At 70.7% G+C, this 18,637-nt stretch carries 20 protein-coding genes; 15 read left to right on the forward strand and 5 right to left on the reverse strand.

The features are described from left to right. Nucleotides 1-38 precede the first annotated feature (38 nt). From ALLO2_RS11390 to ALLO2_RS11430, 9 genes are all read left to right on the forward strand, one after another. Nucleotides 39-443: a roadblock/LC7 domain-containing protein gene (locus tag ALLO2_RS11390; protein WP_011437212.1), complete on the forward strand. Its 405-nt coding sequence runs from the start codon at nt 39-41 to the stop codon at nt 441-443. A 67-nt stretch (nt 444-510) separates the two neighbouring features. Beyond that, nucleotides 511-870 (forward strand): DUF742 domain-containing protein, encoded by a 360-nt coding sequence (locus ALLO2_RS11395; protein WP_011437211.1) that lies wholly within the window; start codon nt 511-513, stop codon nt 868-870. Nucleotides 871-1,093: 223 nt separating this feature from the next. Next, entirely contained in the window at nt 1,094-2,023 is a 930-nt protein-coding gene (locus tag ALLO2_RS11400; protein ID WP_035731866.1) for a proline dehydrogenase family protein, read from the forward strand. 138 nt (nt 2,024-2,161) lie between these two features. Further along, entirely contained in the window at nt 2,162-3,904 is a 1,743-nt protein-coding gene (pruA, locus tag ALLO2_RS11405) for an L-glutamate gamma-semialdehyde dehydrogenase (RefSeq protein WP_200923100.1), read from the forward strand. A 105-nt stretch (nt 3,905-4,009) separates the two neighbouring features. After that, nucleotides 4,010-4,246 (forward strand): hypothetical protein, encoded by a 237-nt coding sequence (locus tag ALLO2_RS28215; RefSeq protein ID WP_011437208.1) that lies wholly within the window; start codon nt 4,010-4,012, stop codon nt 4,244-4,246. A gap of 78 nt (nt 4,247-4,324) precedes the next feature. Beyond that, the gene (locus ALLO2_RS11415) at nt 4,325-4,903 is read left to right on the forward strand and encodes a DUF5134 domain-containing protein (protein ID WP_232235036.1); all 579 of its coding nucleotides are present in this window, start codon (nt 4,325-4,327) and stop codon (nt 4,901-4,903) included. 100 nt (nt 4,904-5,003) lie between these two features. Further along, nucleotides 5,004-5,696 carry an AIM24 family protein gene (locus tag ALLO2_RS11420; protein WP_011437206.1) on the forward strand — a complete coding sequence of 231 codons (693 nt, stop codon included), beginning with the start codon at nt 5,004-5,006 and terminating at the stop codon, nt 5,694-5,696. Nucleotides 5,697-6,079: 383 nt separating this feature from the next. Continuing rightward, nucleotides 6,080-6,559 carry a bacterioferritin gene (bfr, locus tag ALLO2_RS11425; RefSeq protein ID WP_011437205.1) on the forward strand — a complete coding sequence of 160 codons (480 nt, stop codon included), beginning with the start codon at nt 6,080-6,082 and terminating at the stop codon, nt 6,557-6,559. 390 nt (nt 6,560-6,949) lie between these two features. After that, entirely contained in the window at nt 6,950-7,561 is a 612-nt protein-coding gene (locus ALLO2_RS11430; protein WP_011437204.1) for a superoxide dismutase, read from the forward strand. Between the two features lie 832 nt (nt 7,562-8,393). Here the strand turns inward: ALLO2_RS11430 and ALLO2_RS25565 are convergent. Next, nucleotides 8,394-8,588 carry a hypothetical protein gene (locus ALLO2_RS25565; protein WP_070982736.1) on the reverse strand — a complete coding sequence of 65 codons (195 nt, stop codon included), beginning with the start codon at nt 8,586-8,588 and terminating at the stop codon, nt 8,394-8,396. An 85-nt stretch (nt 8,589-8,673) separates the two neighbouring features. Between ALLO2_RS25565 and ALLO2_RS11435 the strand changes: the two genes are divergently transcribed. The 4 genes from ALLO2_RS11435 (at nt 8,674) to ALLO2_RS11450 (ending at nt 12,582) form a co-directional block, all read left to right on the forward strand. Continuing rightward, nucleotides 8,674-9,189, forward strand: a complete 516-nt coding sequence (locus ALLO2_RS11435) for an alpha/beta hydrolase (RefSeq protein ID WP_049760943.1) — start codon at nt 8,674-8,676, stop codon at nt 9,187-9,189. Between the two features lie 191 nt (nt 9,190-9,380). Beyond that, complete coding sequence (locus tag ALLO2_RS28220; protein ID WP_011437202.1) at nt 9,381-9,776, forward strand: hypothetical protein; 396 nt, start codon at nt 9,381-9,383, stop codon at nt 9,774-9,776. Between the two features lie 20 nt (nt 9,777-9,796). After that, nucleotides 9,797-11,449, forward strand: a complete 1,653-nt coding sequence (locus ALLO2_RS11445) for a hypothetical protein (RefSeq protein ID WP_232235037.1) — start codon at nt 9,797-9,799, stop codon at nt 11,447-11,449. Between the two features lie 332 nt (nt 11,450-11,781). Beyond that, nucleotides 11,782-12,582, forward strand: coding sequence for a glutamate ABC transporter substrate-binding protein (locus ALLO2_RS11450; RefSeq protein ID WP_232235038.1), 801 nt, complete (start codon nt 11,782-11,784; stop codon nt 12,580-12,582). 102 nt (nt 12,583-12,684) lie between these two features. Here the strand turns inward: ALLO2_RS11450 and ALLO2_RS11455 are convergent, their stop codons facing one another. From ALLO2_RS11455 to ALLO2_RS11465, 4 genes are all read right to left on the reverse strand, one after another. Continuing rightward, nucleotides 12,685-12,891, reverse strand: coding sequence for a hypothetical protein (locus ALLO2_RS11455; protein WP_023840757.1), 207 nt, complete (start codon nt 12,889-12,891; stop codon nt 12,685-12,687). A 76-nt stretch (nt 12,892-12,967) separates the two neighbouring features. Further along, complete coding sequence (locus ALLO2_RS25575; RefSeq protein WP_023840756.1) at nt 12,968-13,126, reverse strand: hypothetical protein; 159 nt, start codon at nt 13,124-13,126, stop codon at nt 12,968-12,970. Nucleotides 13,127-13,157: 31 nt separating this feature from the next. Then, nucleotides 13,158-15,410, reverse strand: a complete 2,253-nt coding sequence (locus tag ALLO2_RS11460; protein WP_232235039.1) for a serine/threonine-protein kinase — start codon at nt 15,408-15,410, stop codon at nt 13,158-13,160. A gap of 358 nt (nt 15,411-15,768) precedes the next feature. Further along, entirely contained in the window at nt 15,769-16,815 is a 1,047-nt protein-coding gene (locus tag ALLO2_RS11465; protein WP_011437197.1) for a siderophore-interacting protein, read from the reverse strand. Between the two features lie 316 nt (nt 16,816-17,131). Here ALLO2_RS11465 and ALLO2_RS11470 point away from each other — a divergent pair, with 316 nt between their 5' ends. Continuing rightward, nucleotides 17,132-17,881 carry a helix-turn-helix domain-containing protein gene (locus ALLO2_RS11470; RefSeq protein ID WP_035731889.1) on the forward strand — a complete coding sequence of 250 codons (750 nt, stop codon included), beginning with the start codon at nt 17,132-17,134 and terminating at the stop codon, nt 17,879-17,881. Nucleotides 17,882-17,883: 2 nt separating this feature from the next. Further along, on the forward strand, nt 17,884-18,600 hold the full coding sequence (locus ALLO2_RS11475; RefSeq protein ID WP_011437195.1) for an SRPBCC domain-containing protein: 717 nt from the start codon (nt 17,884-17,886) through the stop codon (nt 18,598-18,600). Nucleotides 18,601-18,637 lie beyond the last annotated feature (37 nt).

Consider the following 18,637-nt stretch of genomic DNA (forward strand, 5'->3'; position numbering starts at 1 on the left):
TGATTCGCACCGTCTGATTCGCATAGTCTGGAGGACGCGTGACCCGCGCGGATCCCGAGCATCCCTCGCTCGACTGGCTCGTCAACAACTTCGTCGACTTCGTGCCCGGCGTGGCCAATGCGATCGTCGCGTCCTCGGACGGGCATCTCCTCGCCGTCTGCACTGGTCTCCCGCGGGAGCGGGCGGAACGGCTGGGTTCTCTCGCGTCCGGTCTGTTCAGCCTGACCCTGGCCGCCGCCGACTTCGTGGACGGCGGCCACGTCACCCAGACCATCGTCGAGATGGCCCAGGGCTCGCTGCTGCTCATGGCAGTCGGGGAGGGGTCCTATCTGGCCGTGCTCGCCACCAACACCTGCGATATCGGGCTCGTAGGGTACGAGATGACGGTGCTCGTCGCCCGGACCCGGGAGGCGCTCACCCCGGCCCGCCGCGAAAGTGTGTGACCAGGTGTCCACCAGGTGACATCCCCCATGACCCCATACCCCTATGACCAGGTGATCAGGTGATCACGTGAACGGGGACGCGGTGGAGCCGTCGGGCGAGCTTGTGCGGCCGTACACGGCGACCCGCGGCCGGGCGCGCCCGTCCCGTCTGCTGGCGCTCGAGGCCATGGTGACCACGACACCGCTCGGCCGCGGGCGGCTGTCCGTCCTGCTTCTCGAACAGAAGTCGATCGTCGCGATGTGCGTGCAGCCTCAGTCGGTGATCGAGATCGCGGCCGAGCTGCGTTTGCCCGTGGGCGTCGTCCGCGTGCTCGTCGCCGACGCGGCGGCGGACCGCCTGGTAGAGATCTCCCAGCTCACCATGCCGACGGGAGCCCCGCAGCTCGAGTTGCTCGACCGGGTACTCGCCGGCCTGCGTCGCATCTGAGACGGCGCGCTCTGAGACGGCGCGCTCTGAGACGGCGCGCTCTGAGACGGCGCGCTCTGAGACGGCGCGCTCTGAGACGGCGCGCTCTGAGACGGCGCGCTCTGAGACGGCGCGCTCTGAGACGGCGCGGCATTCCGCGCCGCTGGGCTGGACAGAGCATTGAGCTTACGTGAAGCTTCGGATCGCGCTCATTCTGTCACGTCGCCTCAGAGGGACGATCGATATGATCCAAAAGCTGATGCCTCCCGTGTCCCGCCATCCGCTCACCCGCGCGCTCGTCACACGTACCCCCCTCGCCCGGGGGATCATCGATCGCTTCGTCGCCGGCCCGTCCGATACGGACGCGATCGCCGCGGTAGCCGGACTTGCCGACCTCGGCCTCCTGGCGACAGTGGATCTGCTCGGTGAGGACATCACCCGTGCGCAGGACGCGGCCGACACTCTGCTGGCCTACCTCGGGCTGCTCGACCTCGCCGACCGCGCGGGGATCGCCGCCGGTCTCGACGTCTCGGTGAAGCTGTCCGCGCTCGGTCAGGCCGTGCCCCGCGACGGCCGCAAGCTGTCATACGAGAACGCCGCCGAGCTCTGCGCGCGGGCAGCGGCGGCGAACGCGACGGTCACCCTGGACATGGAGGATCACACCACCACGGACTCGACGTTGGACACCCTGGTGGAGCTGCGTCGCGACTTCCCCTTCGTCGGCGCCGTCCTGCAGGCGCAGCTTCTGCGCACCGAGACGGACTGCCGTGACCTCGCCACCGCCGGGTCACGGGTGCGGCTGTGCAAGGGCGCCTACCGCGAACCGTCCGCCGTGGCCTACCAGGGACGTCCGGCCGTCGCCGCCGCGTACGCCCGCTGTCTGGGAATCCTGCTCACCGGATCGGGCTATCCCATGATTGCCACTCACGATCCCGCCCTCCTGAACCTCGCCGGCCGGTTCGCCGAGCACGTGGGACGCCTGCCCGCGACCTTCGAATACCAGTTGCTGTACGGGGTACGCCCGGGCGAGCAGCGGCGGTTGGCGTCGACCGGGGCCACGGGGCGGGGGTATGTGCCCTACGGGGCGGACTGCGTGCCGTACCTGACCCGGCGGCTGGTGGAGAGACCCACGAACCTGCTGCTTGCCGCCCGCGCGCTCCGGAGTCGGGCCTGAGACGCGGCGGGCCTGGGATTATGGGCGGGCCTGGGACGCGGCGGGCCTGGGACGCGGCGGGCCTGGGATTATGGGCGGGCCTGGGACGCGGGCTGGTTGGACGGGGGACGGAGCGTGCGACGGGACGAAGCAGAGCGCGTGGCGACCGGACCGGTGACGGTTCCGGTCGCGCGTAACGAACCGACCCGTTCCTACGCCCCGGGTAGCCCGGAACGTGCCAGTCTGCGGCGGGCCCTGCTCCGGCTGGGCGGTGAGCACATCGAGCTGACTAACACGATCGGGGGACACCAGCATCTCGGCGGCGGCCCGGCCCGCGACGTCGTGCAGCCTCATGCATACCGGCGGGTGCTCGGAACGCTGCGAGAGAGCACCCACGCGGACGCGGCCGCGGCGGTCGCCGCGGCGAAGAAGGCCGCCCCCGGCTGGCGGGATCTGGGTTTCGCGGGACGGGCCGCGGTGCTCCTGCGCGCCGCGGAGGCGCTCGCCGGCCCGTGGCGGGACACGCTGAACGCGGCCACCATGCTGGGCCAGTCGAAGACCTGCCAACAGGCGGAGATCGACGCCGCCTGCGAGCTGATCGACTTCTGGCGGTTCAACGTGATGTTCGCCGCCGAGTTGCTGGCCGACGTGCCGGCCAGCGGGATCGGGGAATGGAACCGGCTGGATCTGCGTCCACTGGAGGGATTCGTCTACGCGGTCAGTCCGTTCAACTTCACCGCCATCGCCGGGAACCTGGCGACCGCGCCGGCGTTGATGGGGAACACTGTCGTCTGGAAGCCGGCTCCCACGCAGGCGTTCGCCGCACATTTCCTGATGCGGCTGCTGGAATCGGCGGGGTTGCCGCCCGGCGTCATCAACCTCGTCGGCGGTTCGGGTGAACCGGTCAGCGACGTGGTGTTCTCCGACCCGGATCTGGCCGGCGTTCATTTCACCGGTTCTCCCGCCGTCTTCGCCCGGCTGTGGCGGGCGGTCGGCGAGAATCTGGACGGCTACCGTTCCTATCCGCGGATCGTCGGGGAGACCGGTGGCAAGGACTTCGTGGTGGCGCATCCCTCGGCCGACGTCGACGTGCTGCGTACCGCGCTGCTGCGGGGGTCCTTCGAGTACAGCGGCCAGAAATGCTCGGCGGCCTCCCGGGCGTACCTGCCCGCAAGCCTGTGGCGGCGCCTGGACGCCGAACTCGCCGCCGCGACCGAGGCACTGTCGGTGGGGGACGTCAGCGACTTCGACCATTTCACCGGTGCGGTCATCGACGCGCGCGCCTACGATCGCCTGGCCGCCGCGTGCACCCGCGCTGCCAGCGATTCGACCGTCACCGTTCTCGCCGGGGCACAGTGCGATGACGCTGTCGGCTGGTTCGTCCGGCCGACGGTGCTGCTCGGCACCGATCCCGGGCGGGAGTGGTTCACCCGCGAGCTGTTCGGCCCGATCCTGTCGGTTCACGTCTACGACGACAACCGGCCAGGTGCCTGGGACGACGTGCTGACACTGATCGATCGGACCTCGTCCTACGCGCTCACCGGTGCCGTCGTCGCGACCGACCGCTCGGCGATCGCTCGCGCCGAACACGTGCTGCGCTTCGCGGCCGGCAACTTCTACGTCAATGACAAGCCGACCGGGGCCGTGGTCGGCAGGCAGCCGTTCGGCGGCGCTCGCCGTTCCGGTACCAACGACAAGGCCGGTTCCGCGCAGAACCTGCTGCGCTGGGTCAGCCCACGGGTGATCAAGGAGAATCTCGCTCCGCCTGCCGACCACGTGTATCCCCACATGGGGCCCGGGGCCTTTGGCGCGTCCGGCGGTGGCGCGTCCGGCGGCGGTGGCGTGGGTGGGCTGCCGGACGACTCCGCCGGGGGTCCCCCGGCCCCTGACCGTGCCCCCTGACTGCGCCCCGTGTCCGTGCCCCCGGAATCCGGTAAACGCGCAGACGTTTCCCTGAGAGGATCTTAGACTGATATTCCTGATTGGTCCGCTACCCCGGGAGGCGACATGTCCGGATCTACTCATGGGCGTCACATTTTGACCTTCTGCGGAAAATGCAACTGTGGTTGCCCGGAGCTCTTCGTCGACCACGAAGCTCCGGCGGAGCGGCGCATCGTGCTGACCGACGACTTCGGCCAGCGGATCCAGATGAGCGTCGAACAGCTCCAGGCCATCATCGACGAGGCCCGTGCCGGCAGCATCACCGCACTGGTCGATGCCGAACTTGCCCTGGGCGTGAGCTGACGTGCGACGTGCCGTAACTGGACGGGAGCCCGCGGATCGGGGTGTCACCGGGTGGGGTCGGCGGGGGCCGTCGGATCGGTGACACACCACCACCCGGCAGCGGCGCACGCACTGGCCCCACCGCAGGCGGTGGCCGTCGTTGCCGCGGCCGTCTGCGCGTTGCTGGCGATGTTCCACGCCGGACGTCTTGCCGGCGCGCTTGCGCGAGCCCGGCGGAGGGCCGTGTACCCACCGGTCGAGATCGGGCACACGGTGGTGGCCGCGGGAATGGCCGTCATGTTCGTCGGCCCACGCTGGATGACGTCGTCGGTGGTGTTCGCCGTCGCCTATCTGGCGCTGGCCGGCGTCTTCTTCCTCCTTGTCCTGACGGACCCGACCTGCGAGCCGTCGCGGTGGTCCTGTTGCTCGATGCTCGTCATCGAGGGCTTGGCGATGGCGTGCATGGCCCGGGCGGGCAGGTGGCCGGTCGATGATTCGACCGGTCTGACGAATCTGACCGACTGGTTCGCGGTGATCTTCGCTGCGGCGGTGGTGGCTGCTGTCGGTGGCCCGCTGGTCCGCAGGGTCAGGCCGGGCTGGGTGACCCNCCCGCCGCCGGCGACATCGGCCGCGTCCCGGCTGGTCATGGCCGGCGCGATGCTGCTGATGCTGCTCTGACGGACGGGTGCCGGTCCTGACGGGCGGCTGCCGGTCTACCCGCCTTATTCCCGTCGGTATTCCTACCGGTGTGGCCCGAACGGGTATGGATGGGCGTTGAATGGAGGCCATGAGCCAGCCACTCGCCACCTTCGCGGGGGGCCCCGCCGCGGGCCCCCCGTTCGCCCTGGAAGAGGGCGATCGCATGCTGCGGGTACGCCTCGACGGCGGCGAGATGTACGCCAAGCAGGGATCCATGGTGGCCTATCGCGGCCGCGTCGACTTCGCCTACAAGGGCCAGGGAGTCGGTGGATTCCTGCGGCGGGCGGTGACTGGTGAGGGCCAGGACCTGATGAGGGTGGCCGGCCACGGAACCGTCTGGTTCGCCGAGTCCGGAAGCCACATCTCGGTCTTCACGCTCGACAACGACAGCCTGACGGTCAACGGCCGCAGTCTGCTCGCGCTGGAGTCCGGCATCCGCTACAAGGTCACCACGACGTCCGGCGGCATCGGCGCCATGATCGCCGGTGGGATCTTCAACACCGAGGTTTCCGGCAGCGGCGGCGTCGCCGTGCTGTGCCTGGGCGCTCCCCTGGTGTTGTCGACGGACGAGCCGGTCTGCGTCGACCGGGATGCCGCGGTCGCCTGGACGGCGGGCGTGCGTACCCGGGTGGTCTCCTCGTTCAAGATAGGCAACCTCGTGGGGCGTAGTTCGGGGGAGCTCGCGCAGATCGAGTACTCCGGTCGGGGGGGATTCGTCGTCGTCCAATGTGGTGAGACGCCGGCCGCCGGGACCGGCACCGACCGGCACTGAACCGACTGCCGGCAGCGTGCCGGCAGGGGCTCGTCTGGTCGGGCGAAGTCGCTGCGGGGGAATAACGCCATGATTATGACGGTTCGTCGCACGCTGCCCGCACGCTTCCTCTGTGCGGGATTTCTATCCTACAGTAAAACTTACCTGCACTTACGTTCATGCGGATGTGAGGGGTCCGGGTTCAGGTTCGCTGCGAAATCCGTATCCGTGTGATGTGCTGTCCGCTGGAGGTTCCGCCCGTCGGCTCGCGCGGACCGTCGGAGGTCATCGCCGCTGGTTGAGGCGCCACGACGGGTCGATCAAGCGGCGTGGGACGGGGCACTCCCTCGGTGTGATGACGAACGACGTCCGGCCGGCGATGCCCGACGGGAGGTGGAGGTTATATGGTGACGCGTGGTGACGCGGAAATCATCGAACTTCTGAACAGCGTGCTGACGAACGAGCTCACGACCGTCAACCAGTATTTTCTGCACAGTCGTATGCAACGTAACTGGGGATATCGACGGATCGCCGAGCACTATTATCACGAGTCGATCGACGAGATGAAGCACGCGGATCAGCTCATCGAGCGGGTGCTGTATCTCGGCGGTCTGCCGAACTTGCAGCGTCTGCACACGCTGCGTATCGGGGAGACGGTGCCCGAGCAGCTCGAGGTGGACCGGTCCGGGGAGTTTGAGGCGGTTGACCTGCTGCGCCGGGGGGTCGCACTCTGCCGGGAGCGGGGCGACGTCGGATCGGCCGTGCTCCTCGAGCGGATCCTCGTCTCCGAGGAGGAGCACATCGACTGGCTCGACGCCCAGCTGGAGCTGATCTCCCAGCTTGGTGCGGCCCATTACCTCGCCCAACAGATCCATGAGGAGTAGCGGAAGGTAGTGGATGGTGGCGATGAATGGCGGAGTAATCCCGTTTTCGTTTCCTCGTCGTTACGCACCGTTGTTGGCGATGTGAACGGGCCGATCCTTTGAGTGTCATGGTGTCGGGTCTCGCCATGCAGGACCCATCCGACTGGCGATAGTGTCCAGTCGGGGGGATCGCGCGGAGGATCGCAGCAGCGAAGCCGACCGTCCACAGGGTGCCGTTGAGGCGGTGCCGCGGGAGAGGGGAGGGGCGAGCCGATGAGCATCGCCAGGTTCTGTCCGCCTCCTCCGCCCCGGGTGGCCGCCGGCTCCACCGCACCGCCCATCTGACCTCCGAGAGCTCCACGCGGGGACTCCTCGGATGAATTCCTTATGAATGGAAAGGATCGTGCGCTAGTGGCGACGTACACGCTGCCGGACCTGAACTACGACTACGGTGCTCTGGAACCGTCCATTATCGGGCAGATAGTCGAACTGCACCACGACAAGCACCACGCGACCTACGTCAAGGGTGCCAATGACACCCTTGAGAAGATCGCCGAGGCGCGCGACAAGGGCGACTTCGGTGCCATCGTGGGCCTGGAGAAGACGCTCGCCTTCAACCTTTCCGGGCATATTCTCCACTCGATCTACTGGGAGAACCTCTCGCCGGACGGCGGGGACAAGCCGGACGGTGCGCTCGGTGAGGCCATCGCCGCCGACTTCGGTTCCTTCGACGCCTTCAAGGCGCAACTGAACGCGGTGACCACCACGGTGCAGGGTTCCGGGTGGGGCGTCCTGGCCTACGACGCCACCGCGCAACGTCTGCTCATCGAGCAGGTGTACGACCACCAGGGCAACGTCGGCGTGGGCAACACCCCGCTGCTCGTGTTCGACGCCTGGGAGCATGCCTGGTACCTGCAGTACAAGAACGTCAAGGTCGACTACGTGGCGGCCCTGTGGAACGTCGTCAACTGGGCCGACGTGGCCGCCCGTTTCGTGAAGGCCAAGGGCGCGGCGGCGGCCTGACCGTGCGGGCTGGTTCCCCGAGGCACAGGACCGTGCCCGGAGAGCCGAGATAGTTGATCATCAAACGTGCGCGAAAAATGTGTACGGATCATGACAAGGGCAGCGCCTCCGGCGGTGCCCTTGTCGTCGTTTTCCGGTGTTTCGGGGCGGGGGCCACGAGGTCCGGTCACCGGCTTCGCGGCCGGCTTCCCAGCTGACCTTGCCGCCGGTCCGGCCGACCGGACACCTTTCGGTCGACGTCACGTCAGCGTCTGGTCGGCGTGTCGTGGAGTGATGTACGACACACCGTGAACGGCTTGACGGCTTCCCTTCCCGCTACGCAGGGTAGTAGACATGTTCGTGGACGTGCTCCGGCCCGATCGACGCCAGTCCGAGATCCTTCCGTCGCCGTCGTCCTGGCGACGTTGTCGCTGATCTGCCGGCGGTCCCGAGCCTGCCGGCGGTCCCGAGCCGAGCGATCCGTCCCGGCCGCGGGCGGCCAGCGGTTCGGCATCCTCCGCAGCCCGATGAGCTCCTGACGTTCGCCGGCAGGCGACGTGCGGCAGCCGCGTGTCCCTCCGGTCGCCGGGCCGTCGGACCGATCATCGGCGGGCCGGACACCTTCCCTCTCCCACTCTTCAAGCCTTCTCCGCGTCCGCGAGCTTTCACCGCGTCCTCAAGCCTTCTCCGCGTCCTCAAGCCTTCTCCGCGTCCTCAAACCCTCACCGAGTCTCCGAGGCGAGATCAACGATTGATGTCACCTCGACGCCGCGCACGCGGCACGTCCGGCCCGTCTGCCGCGACGATCCGTTTCGTCCGAAGGAGATCTGGCGCCGATGCCGTCGCCGACCACTCAGTTGTCCGTCGATGATCCACGGATGGCCTCGCCCACCTCGCCCACCTCGTCCGCGGCGGGCAGGCAGTCCCGCGCCCGCACCATCGTCGGTCCGCAGCGGGGCAACTCCGTCGTGCCGACCGCAGGCAGGCCGGCCGCGACACCCATCGCACCCATCGTCTCTCCGGCGTCGATCGTCTCTCCGGCGTCCACCGCCGTCCCGGCCGCGACCCCGGTTCCGTCGACGCGTCGGCTCCCGGCGGCCTCTCCCGCCTCCGGAGGGGCACCCGGGGAATACGTGCGTGCCGTGGTCGCGGTGCTGCTCGGGCGCGGTGAGCAGGCCGGCCCGTTCCACCTTCTCGCCGATCGGCTCGCGCTGGACGGCTACCTGGTGACCGTCGTTCCCGACGGTGGCCGCCGGGTGCCCGCGGTGGCCGAGAACCGGGTGCCGGGTGTCCCGTTCGTCCTCCTCGGTTCCGACACGGGGGCCCTCGCGGCGCTGGCGATGGCCGCCTCCCCCGCGGTACGTCCCGACGGTGTGATCATGGTCGGCCTGCCGCTCCTGCAGGTTCCCGTCGCGGGGGTGGCCATCGAGGAACCGTTGCCGCGTGCCCTGCCCGACCTCCCGATCCTGCTCATCCACGGTGCGCAGGACGAGGTCAGCCCGCTACCCCTGATCCGGATGACGACGCGCACCGCGTCCCGGGCGGAGCTCGTGGTCGTCCCGGGCGGCCACGACGTGCTGACGGGTCCGGGGCGTCGCAGCGTCGCCGCGCGGACCCTGCTCTTCCTGGAGTCCCTCCGCGAGGCCTGACCCCGGCGGGTCTGCCGGCCCGGGGAGGGCAGCGGGTCGTGATCGTCGCCGCCCGCATACTCGGCATGGCCGTTCGGCCCACTCGGTAAGGGCCGAACGGCCAGCCGGGCGTGACATCCGGCGGATCGGCTGGTCCGTCCCGGCAGGGCACTGCTGACGACACCGCCGCCGGACCCCCGCGGGTCCTGAAGATGCCCAAACCCGTCGTGGTCGGATCCGTGGACCTGCGACGGCGACAGGCACGGGAAGACGCCTGCCAGACCGAGGTGGCCCTCAACCGGCGGCTGGCGCCGGACGTGTACCTCGCCGTCGCGGACGTCCGCGACGAGGCCGGCCTCCTGCGTGATCACATGGTCGTCATGCGTCGGCTGCCCGTCGCGCGCCGACTGACGACGCTGGTCGAGCGGGGCGGGTGGGTTGATCCACAGCTGCGAGACCCCGGTGCGGATCGGTGCGGATCGGTGCGGCGGGCAGCCTGGCGGCTATGCAGGCTCGCTGGCTGGACCTGCTGCGCGCCGAGGAACGTTCCCGCCGGTTCCGGCGATACGAGCCCCTCGTCGTTGCTTAGAGTAATCGGATCGGGGTGAAGCGCGTACGCTTAGTTGCTGTGACGGCTGTAACGTCGCTGCCGCCCACGCAGAGTGGGGGAGCCTCCCCGGCCGGTCGCCGAGCGACCGCGCGTCGTCGCCGTGGCGGTGGGGAGCCCGGTGGCCCGGGCGGCCCGCGAGCGCGGTGGGGCACGCGGCTCGCGCGGGCCGTGCTGGGCATCGCGGCGCGATGCGACGCGGGTGTCCGGCTCGTCGGGCTGCTGGCGTTTCTCGTGGTCGCGCTCGCGTTGTTCGGGTTGACGCTGCACGGAGTGGTCACTCATCGGCTGGACGCGACCGACGGCCTGGTGAGTCGGCACGGCCGAGCGCTCGCCACGGCTCAGGAGCTGCGGGCCGCCCTCTCCCAGGCGGATGCCGCCGCGGCGGCGGAGGTCTTCGCGCCCGTCGAGCTTCTCGTCGGCAGGGGAGAGTCCGCCGCCGAGCTGCGGCAGCGCTATGATCGGATCAAGAACGGTGGGCTGTTCGAGGCGAGTGTCGCCGATGCCGCCCGTGACGTCCTGGACCTGCGCCGACTAGACCCGGCCCTGTGCGCCGCGGACCCGCCCTGGTCCGACCCCGCGGCGCCGCCACCCGGACCCGACGGCGCAGGGACCCGGCCGTCGTCCGGGCGGATCGCCTCGTCGTGCCCCCTGGACGTGCTTGCCGGCGGCATTCCCGTCTACAACGGGATGGTCGAACGGGCCCGGGCGAACAACCGGGCGGGGCTGTCCGTCGGCGAGGCCAACCTGCGGGCCGCCTCGACGATGATGCGCACGGAGATCCTTCCGGCGACCGAGGTGCTCGTCGCCCGGTACGCCGACGCGGTGGACACCGCCTACCAGCAGGCCACCGGCTCACGGGGGGAATGGGCGATCGTGATCACGGCCGCCCTCGCGATCATCGCGCTCGTCGGCGTCCAGCTGCTTCTGGTCCGACGCACGAACCGACTGGTCAACCCGGGCCTGCTGCTCGGCACCGGGTGCATCCTGGCCACGGTCACCTGGACCGCGGTCGCCTTCGGGACCCAGCAGACCCGTCTTGACACCGCGCAGGACTCCGGGTATCGACCGATGAGCCTGCTCGCCCGATCGAAGACCCTGGCTCTGGAGGCACGGGTCGATGAGAACCTCTCGCTGACGGCGCTCGGCAACGGCACCCGTTTCGACGAGCACTTCGCCTGGGTGACCCGAGGCCTCGGCTTCGACGTGACCGGTGACCGCCTACCGCCCGAACCGGTCACCCGTCGTGGTTCACTCGTCGTCGCCCTCGACGCGCGCGGGGGGGCCGGGATACCGGCGGGACTCGAGAGCGATCTGCGCTCCTGGCTGCGTAGCCGGGCCTCGGTGGTGGCTCTGCTGGCCTCGTCACCGGACTCGGTCGTCGCGGCCGCGCGAGGACCGGGAGACGCCGGCTCCTCCGTCGGGGACCCGCGTTCCTCCGACACGTTCGGACAGGCGGTGACCCGGACCCTCGGGCCGGGCACGACGGCGTTCACCAGCTTCCTCGGCAAGCTCGACGTCGCGATCGACGCCGCCCGGGGCAGGTTCGAAGGAGATGTCCGCCGGGCCGCCGCGGCGTTGCGCGATCTCGAGCTGGCCGGCCCGGCGCTTGTCCTCACCGCGATCGTCGCGGCCGCGGCGGGGATGTGGCCCCGGCTCCGGGAGTACCTGTGAGCCCGCCCGGTCGGACCGGGCGCCGGACCGGGCGGACCACCCGCCGGCACCCTTCCATCCCGACGGGGGCAGTGGGCCCGCTGCTTGGGGGGATCCTCGTTGGCTGCATGGTCCTCGTGGGCGGTACGGGCTGCAGTACCGCCCGTAGCCCCCTTCCGCTGGAGGCCGCCCCGATGCCGCCATCACCGGTGCCGGACGCCGAGCCCACGCGGGCGTCGGCGGAATCGGCCAACCCGGATGGAACCTGTCGCCGGGATGGCAGACCGCTCCGGTCGAGCGAACCACCCCTCACCCCGATGCCTCCCCCCGGCCGGATGCCGGTGGGCAGCCGCATGCGCGCGATCGCGCGGGACCGCGGCTACCTGCGCGTGGGCATCGCTACCGACGCGCCCCCGGCCGGGTTGATGAACTGGCGCACCCTGCGACTGGAGGGTTTCGACGTCGGCATAGCCCGCGCGGTCGCAGCGGCCATCTTCGGCGCCGAGCGGGTCGACGATCATGTCCAGTTCCGTGCCGTCACCACCTCCGAGCGGGAGGACCTGCTCCGTTCCGGCATGGTCGACATGCTCGTGGCTACCATGACCATCACCTGCGAGCGCAAGCGGCAGGTCCGGTTCTCCGACGTGTACTACGAGTCGACCCTGCGGTTGCTGGTTCGGGAGAACGCCGGGTTCCGCGGTATCGCCGATCTCGTCGGACGGCCGGTCTGCTCGTCGGCGGGGAGCACGTCCAGCGAGAAGCTGGCGCGGCTGCCGGCGCCGGGACCCCGACCGGTGACCCGGGCCCGCCTCGCGGACTGCCTGGTCGCGCTCCAGCACGGTGACGTCGACGCGATCGCCGGCGACGATGTCCTCCTCGCCGGACTGGCCGCCCAGGACCCCTACACGACGGTGCTCGGGCCGAGCGCCTTCGGCGCGGACTTCGAAGCCGGCGGCCGGCTCGACGAGCCCTACGGTATCGCCATGCCGATCACCGGGGACACGGCGGGAGACGACGAGTTCGTCGCGTTCGTCAACGGCGTGCTTCGCGAGATCATGCTCGACGGAACCTGGTCCCGCCTGTATGACGAGTGGCTGCGACCGGGCCTACGCGTACCCGGCCGCCCCCCGCTGCTCGACGGTGGCCGTCCCTGACCGGGCCGTGAGCTGGCGGGCCGGGCGAGCCACGAGATCGAAACCGGTGATTCATGATGAATGACGCGCACCCGAGCCCTGGTGCCCGAGCCCCGATGGTTGTCACAGTTCGGACGGTAGACCGACAAGCCGTGCGCCGGCGTCCCAGAGCTGGTTGCAGCGCGCGACGTCGGTGGTGTGCGATGCGGTTATGACCGTCTCGTGCCGGACGAAGAAACGCCCGCTGACACCATTGATTTCGGGACTGGTCGCGAGCCATGCCGGCGTATCGGCACCGACGTCGGGGCCAGGCCTGAACGGATCGAGCATCGCGCTGAACACCCGCAGTGCGCCGCGGGAATCTCGGCCGAGTCCGTCTTGCTGATAATGCCCGGATGAGCGCCGTTCACCGTGATGCGGGAGCCGGTGAGCCGCCGACCACGACGAAGCGCGCTGGCCGGTCACTCATGGGGCCGATCAGCGAGCGCAGCAGCAGGTACGGCGCGAGATGGTTGGTGGCCAGGGTTCGCTGGATACCTTCGGAGGTGATATCGCCGAGCTCCACAGCTCAGTGCCTATGAGCAAGGAAGCCACCGTCAGAGCAGCGTGCGGGGCCGGATGCGGTTCGCCTGGTCGACGAGGCGGACCCGGCTCGCCCGGTCACCGGCCAACCGGGCCATCTCCCGGTAGGTCTCGGCCAGCCCGAAGCGGAGGTCCCGTTCCACCATGACCCGACTGAGCAGGGTCGGTGGCCGGGGCGCATCCGCGGCCGGGTAGGCGGCCGGGTAGGTCATGACGAGGGCCAAGGCGGCGGTGAACAGGTCACGGTGCAGTTCGGCCCGGCGTCGTTCGCCCAGGTCGAGCCTTGGATCGGCCAGTATCGTCGCCGCCCGATGCAGGGCCGCCGATCCCGAGGCCGCGCGGTCTGGTCGGGCGGCCAGGCCGACGAGCACCCCGATCATGCGGATCCGCGACGCGGTGTAGGCGGCGGACGACGGAGGGACCCGTAGATAAGCGTCGATCTTGTCAGTCGGATCGGTCCGGCATCGGGCCAGCCCGAACGCCGCGCTGGTCGTGCTCGGATCGATGGTGGAGACGACGTCGAACAGGGCCGCGGCCCGGTGCCGGGCCGCGTCACGTTCAGGCGCGGTGTCCGCGGTGTCCGCGGTGTCCGCGGTGTCCGCGGTGGTCGCCACGTCCGCGAGTGCGGTCGCGAGGGCGAGGCGCGGAGCGAGCTCCCCGGGGACCCGGGAGTAGACCCGGTCGAACGCCGCGGCGGCCACGGCCGGTCGTCCTCCGACGAGGGCATGTAGGCCCNGGTACCAGTCGNCCCGCCATTCCCGCGGCTGCTCCACGGCCGCGTCGTCCAGGGTGCCCGCCGCCTCATGGAGCTGCCCGGCCCGGATCTGGGCGCGGGCCAGGGACAGCCGCACCTCGGTGGTCCTCGGGACGATCGCCGCCAGCCGGGTGGCCAGGGAGGCCGGTTCCTCGTCCGAACCGGCGGTCAGTCCGGGCGCCCATGGATCGTCCTGGTCGATCCGCAGATCGGGGAGGACCTCCCACCATGCGGGGGTCCCGGCGGGCCCCGCCTCCCCGGTGGGGTGCCCGACGGCGTCGAACCACCGGCTGGCCAACGGGGGGACCGGCCCCTCCGTTCTGGCCACGATCTCGTAGAGCACCCCCACCAGTTCGTCGGCGAGCTCCGTGGTGCTCTGGAAGCGCTGGTCGGGATCGGTCGCGGTGGCTCGGCGCAGGAGCCGGTCCAGGGATTCGAAGTCCCGCAACGGGGCATGGGCCCGGCGCGGCGGCAGGGCGTGCCGGTAGGCGCCGAGGAAGCCCGGGAACCGGCCGAGGACGAGACGGGCCAGGGTCCGGGCGACGGCGAAGATGTCGGTGGTGACCGTGGGCGCGGTGCGCGCGATGCCCGCCGGGCGTTCCCCGTCGTCGTCGAGTTCGGGGGCCCGGTAGCCGGGCGTGGACAGGTATCCCGACACGCGGTCGTCGAGCCGGCGCGCCCCGCCGAGGTCGATCAGTTTGACGTCCTCGGCGGTGACCATCACGTTTTCCGGTTTCAGGTCGCAGTAGACCAGCCCGAGGCGATGCAGATGCCCGAGGGCCGGAAGCACCCGCAGCAGGTAGCGGATCACGTCGGCGGCCGACGGCGGAGCCGACCGCCCGTCCGGTCCCGCCACCCCGACCTCGGCCAGGCCGGCCAGGGACACCCCCGGCACGTACTCCATGACGATGTAGTCCTCGCCATGGTGGGTGACATAGTCGAGGATCTTGACGATGCCCGGATGGGACACCGTGGTCAGAATGCGCCGCTCTCCCTCGGCGATCCGACGCGCCTCCGGGTTCGCCGCGTCGAGCAGGCCCTTGAGCACCACCCAGGCCCGCACGCCGTCGCCGCCGAGGTTGTCGTCGGTCGCGGCATACACCCAGCCGAGCCCACCGTGCGCGATGACGCCGTGCACGGTGTAGCGGCCGACCCGTTCGCCCGGTCGCAGCTTGACGGTGAACGAGTAGCGGTGGCCGCATCCCGCGCAGCTGCCTTCCAGGGCGACGCTCTCGTCCTGCTCGTCCTGCTCGTCGTGGCCCGGCCGGGCCACGGGCGCGCCGCACCCGGCGCACTCCCGAAGGCCCGTGGGAACGCTGGGCGCGTCCAGGAGGGGCGGGGTCGAACCGGGGGGCGGGCCGACCAGGTGTGGGAGCCGGAGCGGATCACGGTGGGCGCCGGGCGCCGGGAACCGCCGGGGTAGCGCGGTCACCCGGGGAGCCGGCAGATTCACCGACCCGGATTCCCCGACGATGGGAGGCCCGGCAACGGGTCTCGCGCTGTCCTCCGTCATGGCCCCTCTTCGCCAACGGGCACCATTCGCGTACCGGGTCCACCCGCCACCGTGCCGTCATTCCCCGACGGGTCGTCCCCGAGCCGCCGTCGTCCGGTCCGTTCGTCGCCTTGTCCGTGCGACGGCTTGTCGGAATGCCGTGGCGCGGTGGATCCCCGTGGTCGGGCGGTGTGCGCTGGTACGCGACCAGCCTGCCATGCGGTCGGGTTGTCCGCCGTGACGGAGCCCGGTTGCATCGGCTACGGGTTGTTTGGAGAGCGAGTTTGGCGGGCGAGGGCCCTGGGACGCGTCCCACCGAAATGCCGCGCCCACGATCGGGTGGTCGAGGATCGGGTGGTCGAAGCCGGTGCCGACCCGGTCACCGCCGGCGCTCGACGGCGCGGGCCTTCACGGTCGCCCCGAGGCCGCGCGCGGTGGTTTCGGCACGCTGCTTCAGCGGCCCGAGGGTGCGGCGCAGCCGATCGATCCGTCCCTCGCCGCCACGGGTGACATCCGCCGCCTCGCCCTCCCCGTAGTCATGATCGGGATGGTCCGCCGCACCCAGCCGCCAGTAGCCGCGGGTCGACAGGTCGGCGCGGTCCAGCCCCGCGGCGAGCAGGTGACGGCGGATCCGGCGTACCGCCGTGGCCTCGCAGGCCACCCAGGCCGCGGTGCCGGCGGGCAGGGGTACGGCCTCGACGGCCTCGGCCAGCAGCGTGCCGGGAACCCCGCCGTCACGGTGCAGCCAGGTGACGGTCGTCGCGGGGGTGACCGGGAGAGCCCGTCGGCGGCCGGCGTCGCGAACCTCCGCCACCACGGTCACCGGTACCCGAGCGGGCAGCCGTTCCAGCACCGTCGCCAGCGCGGGCAGGCCGGTCTCGTCGGCGGCGAGCAGGTGATGCGCGGCCGACGTCCGCACCTCGTATCCACCCCCCGGTCCGGCGATGGCGAGATGGTCACCGGGCCGAGCGGTACCCGCCCACCGCCCGGCCGGACCCTCGCCGTGCAGGAGCATCTCGATGTCCAGTTCGAGGGCCTCAGCGTCGAACCGGCGCGGGGTGTAGGTCCGCACGATCGGGCGGGGCGTACCCGCCGGGAAGACGGGTCGTCCGTCCGGCCCCCAGCTCGGAACGGTCGGTTCGGTCTGCCCGTCGGCCGGCAGGAAGATCTTCACGTGCTGCGCGGCCCGGGGCAGCGCGAATCCGGCCAGCGCCGGCCCACCGAGCGTCACCGTCACCATGTCCCCGGTGAGCGGGGTGACGCGGACGACCCGCAGCCGGCGCGGGGCCGGCCGGGCGCGCCGCGGCGCGGGCCGGTTTTCCGCCGACGTCGACGGGCGGCCGTCGCGCCCGTCCGGTAGTCCGGTCGGGTGGGGCGTGGATGGTGGCGTGGATGGTACGGAGGAGTCCGGCCCGAAGGTCGACATCGGTTCTTGCGTCCTGTCTCTCGTGACCGCGGGCTGGACTGGTCCTGGCCCGCACGGACGGGCTTCAGGCCCGAGACGGGGCTGTCCCGACCTCCGCGAGCCCGGGTGGCATTTCAGGACGAACCTACGCCCCGCCATTCGGGCGATGACTCGCGGAGGGGCGCGACGGTCGTTCCGTACCTGCTTCGGGCCTGCTTCGGGCCTGCTCCGGATCTGCTTCGGGCCTGCTCCGGATCTGCTCCGGATCTGCTCCGGATCTGCTCCGACATGATTGTCCTCCTTGACAAGGAAAATTTTCGGCAGGACGATGAGGCGCATGTTGGAGGTCGCAGTGATCGATGACCCGGCCGCCGCGGGGGCCGCGCTCGACCCGGTCCGGGCGAGGTTGCTGGCCGCGCTCGCGGAGCCGGGTTCGGCCAGCACCCTGGCCACTCCCGTGGGGCTGTCACGTCAGCGGGTCAATTACCACCTGCGGGCCCTGGAGCGTCACGGGCTGGTCGAACTCGTCGAGGAACGCAGAAGGGGCAACTGCACCGAGCGCGTATTACGGGCGACGGCGGCCTCCTATGTGATCTCGCCGACCGCGTTGCCGGCGGTCGCCCCGGATCCCGGCCGGTCGCCGGATCAGCGCTCTGCCCGATGGCTGCTCGCGCTCGGTGCCCGGCTGGTGCGGGAGATCGGCGACCTCCTCACCGGTGCCACCGCCGCCCGGCAGCGGCTGGCGACGTTCGCGATCGACAGCGAGATCCGGTTCGCCTCCGCCGCGGACCGCGCCGCGTTCGCCGCGGAGCTCGGGGAGACGGTTGCCGCCCTCGTCGGCAGGTACCACGACACCACCGCTGCGGGCGGGCGCTCCCACCGTTTCGTCGTCGCCCTGCACCCGAGCGTCACGCGGCCCGAGCGGGTGGCTGTCGGGTCCAATGCGGGATCCGAGGNGGGAGAGGGCATCCTCGGCCTCGGCACCGCCGGTCCCACTGGCATCGACGGTCCCACCAGCGCAGCCGGCCTTACCAGCGCAGCCGGTCCCACCGGAACCGATGGCCCCACCGCAACCAAGGAGAACTAGAGATGTCCCGTGGGTTCGAGATCCGCCGCGAGGGCGTGCTGCCCACCTCCCCGGAGGAGTACTGGGACGCCGTGACCACCGGTAACGGCGGATGGCTGTGGCCGATGGAGTTCGAGCCCCGCCAGGGTGGCGCCGCGCCCTTCGGGGGCACGGTCACCGTCTGGGATCCGCCGCACCACCTCGTCACCCGGGTGGAGGGTGCGGATGGCTGGTTCAACCAGCTGGAACATGTGATCGAGGGCCGGGACGGCGGCACGACCTCCTTCCGCTACGTCCACAGCGGGATCTTCGTCGACGACTGGGAGAACCAGTACGACGGCGCCAGCCAGCACACCGACTTCTACCTGCACACGCTCGGCCAGTACCTGCGGTACTTCAGTCGCCGGCCGGTGACCTACGTCGCGGCCGACGCGCCGGCGTCCTCGACCGCGCCGGACGCGTTCGTCCGGCTGCGCCGCGAGCTCGGCGTCGCCGACGAGGTCGGCCAGGGCGACGCGGTGCGCGTCACCCTCCCGGGCATCGACCCGCTGGACGCCGTGGTCGACTACCTGCATCCCCACTTCCTCGGCCTGCGGACCGGCGACGGGCTGTACCGCTTCTTCGGCCGCAACGCCTTCGGCGCCCCGATCGGCATCGCCCTGCACCTGTTCGCCCCCGGCGCCGACCAGGCGAAGACCACCCAGGCCTGGACCGACTGGCTACAGGACGTGTTCGCCTAAGCGCCTTTGCGGCGGTCTCTATCGTTTCGTCGGTCCC

This window comes from Frankia sp. Allo2, from assembly GCF_000733325.1.
Taxonomy (GTDB): domain Bacteria; phylum Actinomycetota; class Actinomycetes; order Frankiales; family Frankiaceae; genus Frankia; species Frankia casuarinae.

What these genes read in the sequence shown, in the direction of transcription:
- ALLO2_RS28215 (WP_011437208.1), top strand. Translation starts at nt 4,010, where the DNA reads ATGTCCGGATCTACTCATGGGCGTCACATTTTGACCTTCTGCGGAAAA.
- bfr (WP_011437205.1), top strand. Translation starts at nt 6,080, where the DNA reads ATGGTGACGCGTGGTGACGCGGAAATCATCGAACTTCTGAACAGCGTG.
- ALLO2_RS11420 (WP_011437206.1), top strand. Translation starts at nt 5,004, where the DNA reads ATGGAGGCCATGAGCCAGCCACTCGCCACCTTCGCGGGGGGCCCCGCC.
- ALLO2_RS11400 (WP_035731866.1), top strand. Translation starts at nt 1,094, where the DNA reads ATGATCCAAAAGCTGATGCCTCCCGTGTCCCGCCATCCGCTCACCCGC.
- ALLO2_RS28220 (WP_011437202.1), top strand. Translation starts at nt 9,381, where the DNA reads ATGCCCAAACCCGTCGTGGTCGGATCCGTGGACCTGCGACGGCGACAG.
- ALLO2_RS11475 (WP_011437195.1), top strand. Translation starts at nt 17,884, where the DNA reads ATGTCCCGTGGGTTCGAGATCCGCCGCGAGGGCGTGCTGCCCACCTCC.
- ALLO2_RS11465 (WP_011437197.1), bottom strand. Translation starts at nt 16,815, where the DNA reads ATGTCGACCTTCGGGCCGGACTCCTCCGTACCATCCACGCCACCATCC.
- ALLO2_RS11455 (WP_023840757.1), bottom strand. Translation starts at nt 12,891, where the DNA reads ATGCTCGATCCGTTCAGGCCTGGCCCCGACGTCGGTGCCGATACGCCG.
- ALLO2_RS11450 (WP_232235038.1), top strand. Translation starts at nt 11,782, where the DNA reads ATGCGCGCGATCGCGCGGGACCGCGGCTACCTGCGCGTGGGCATCGCT.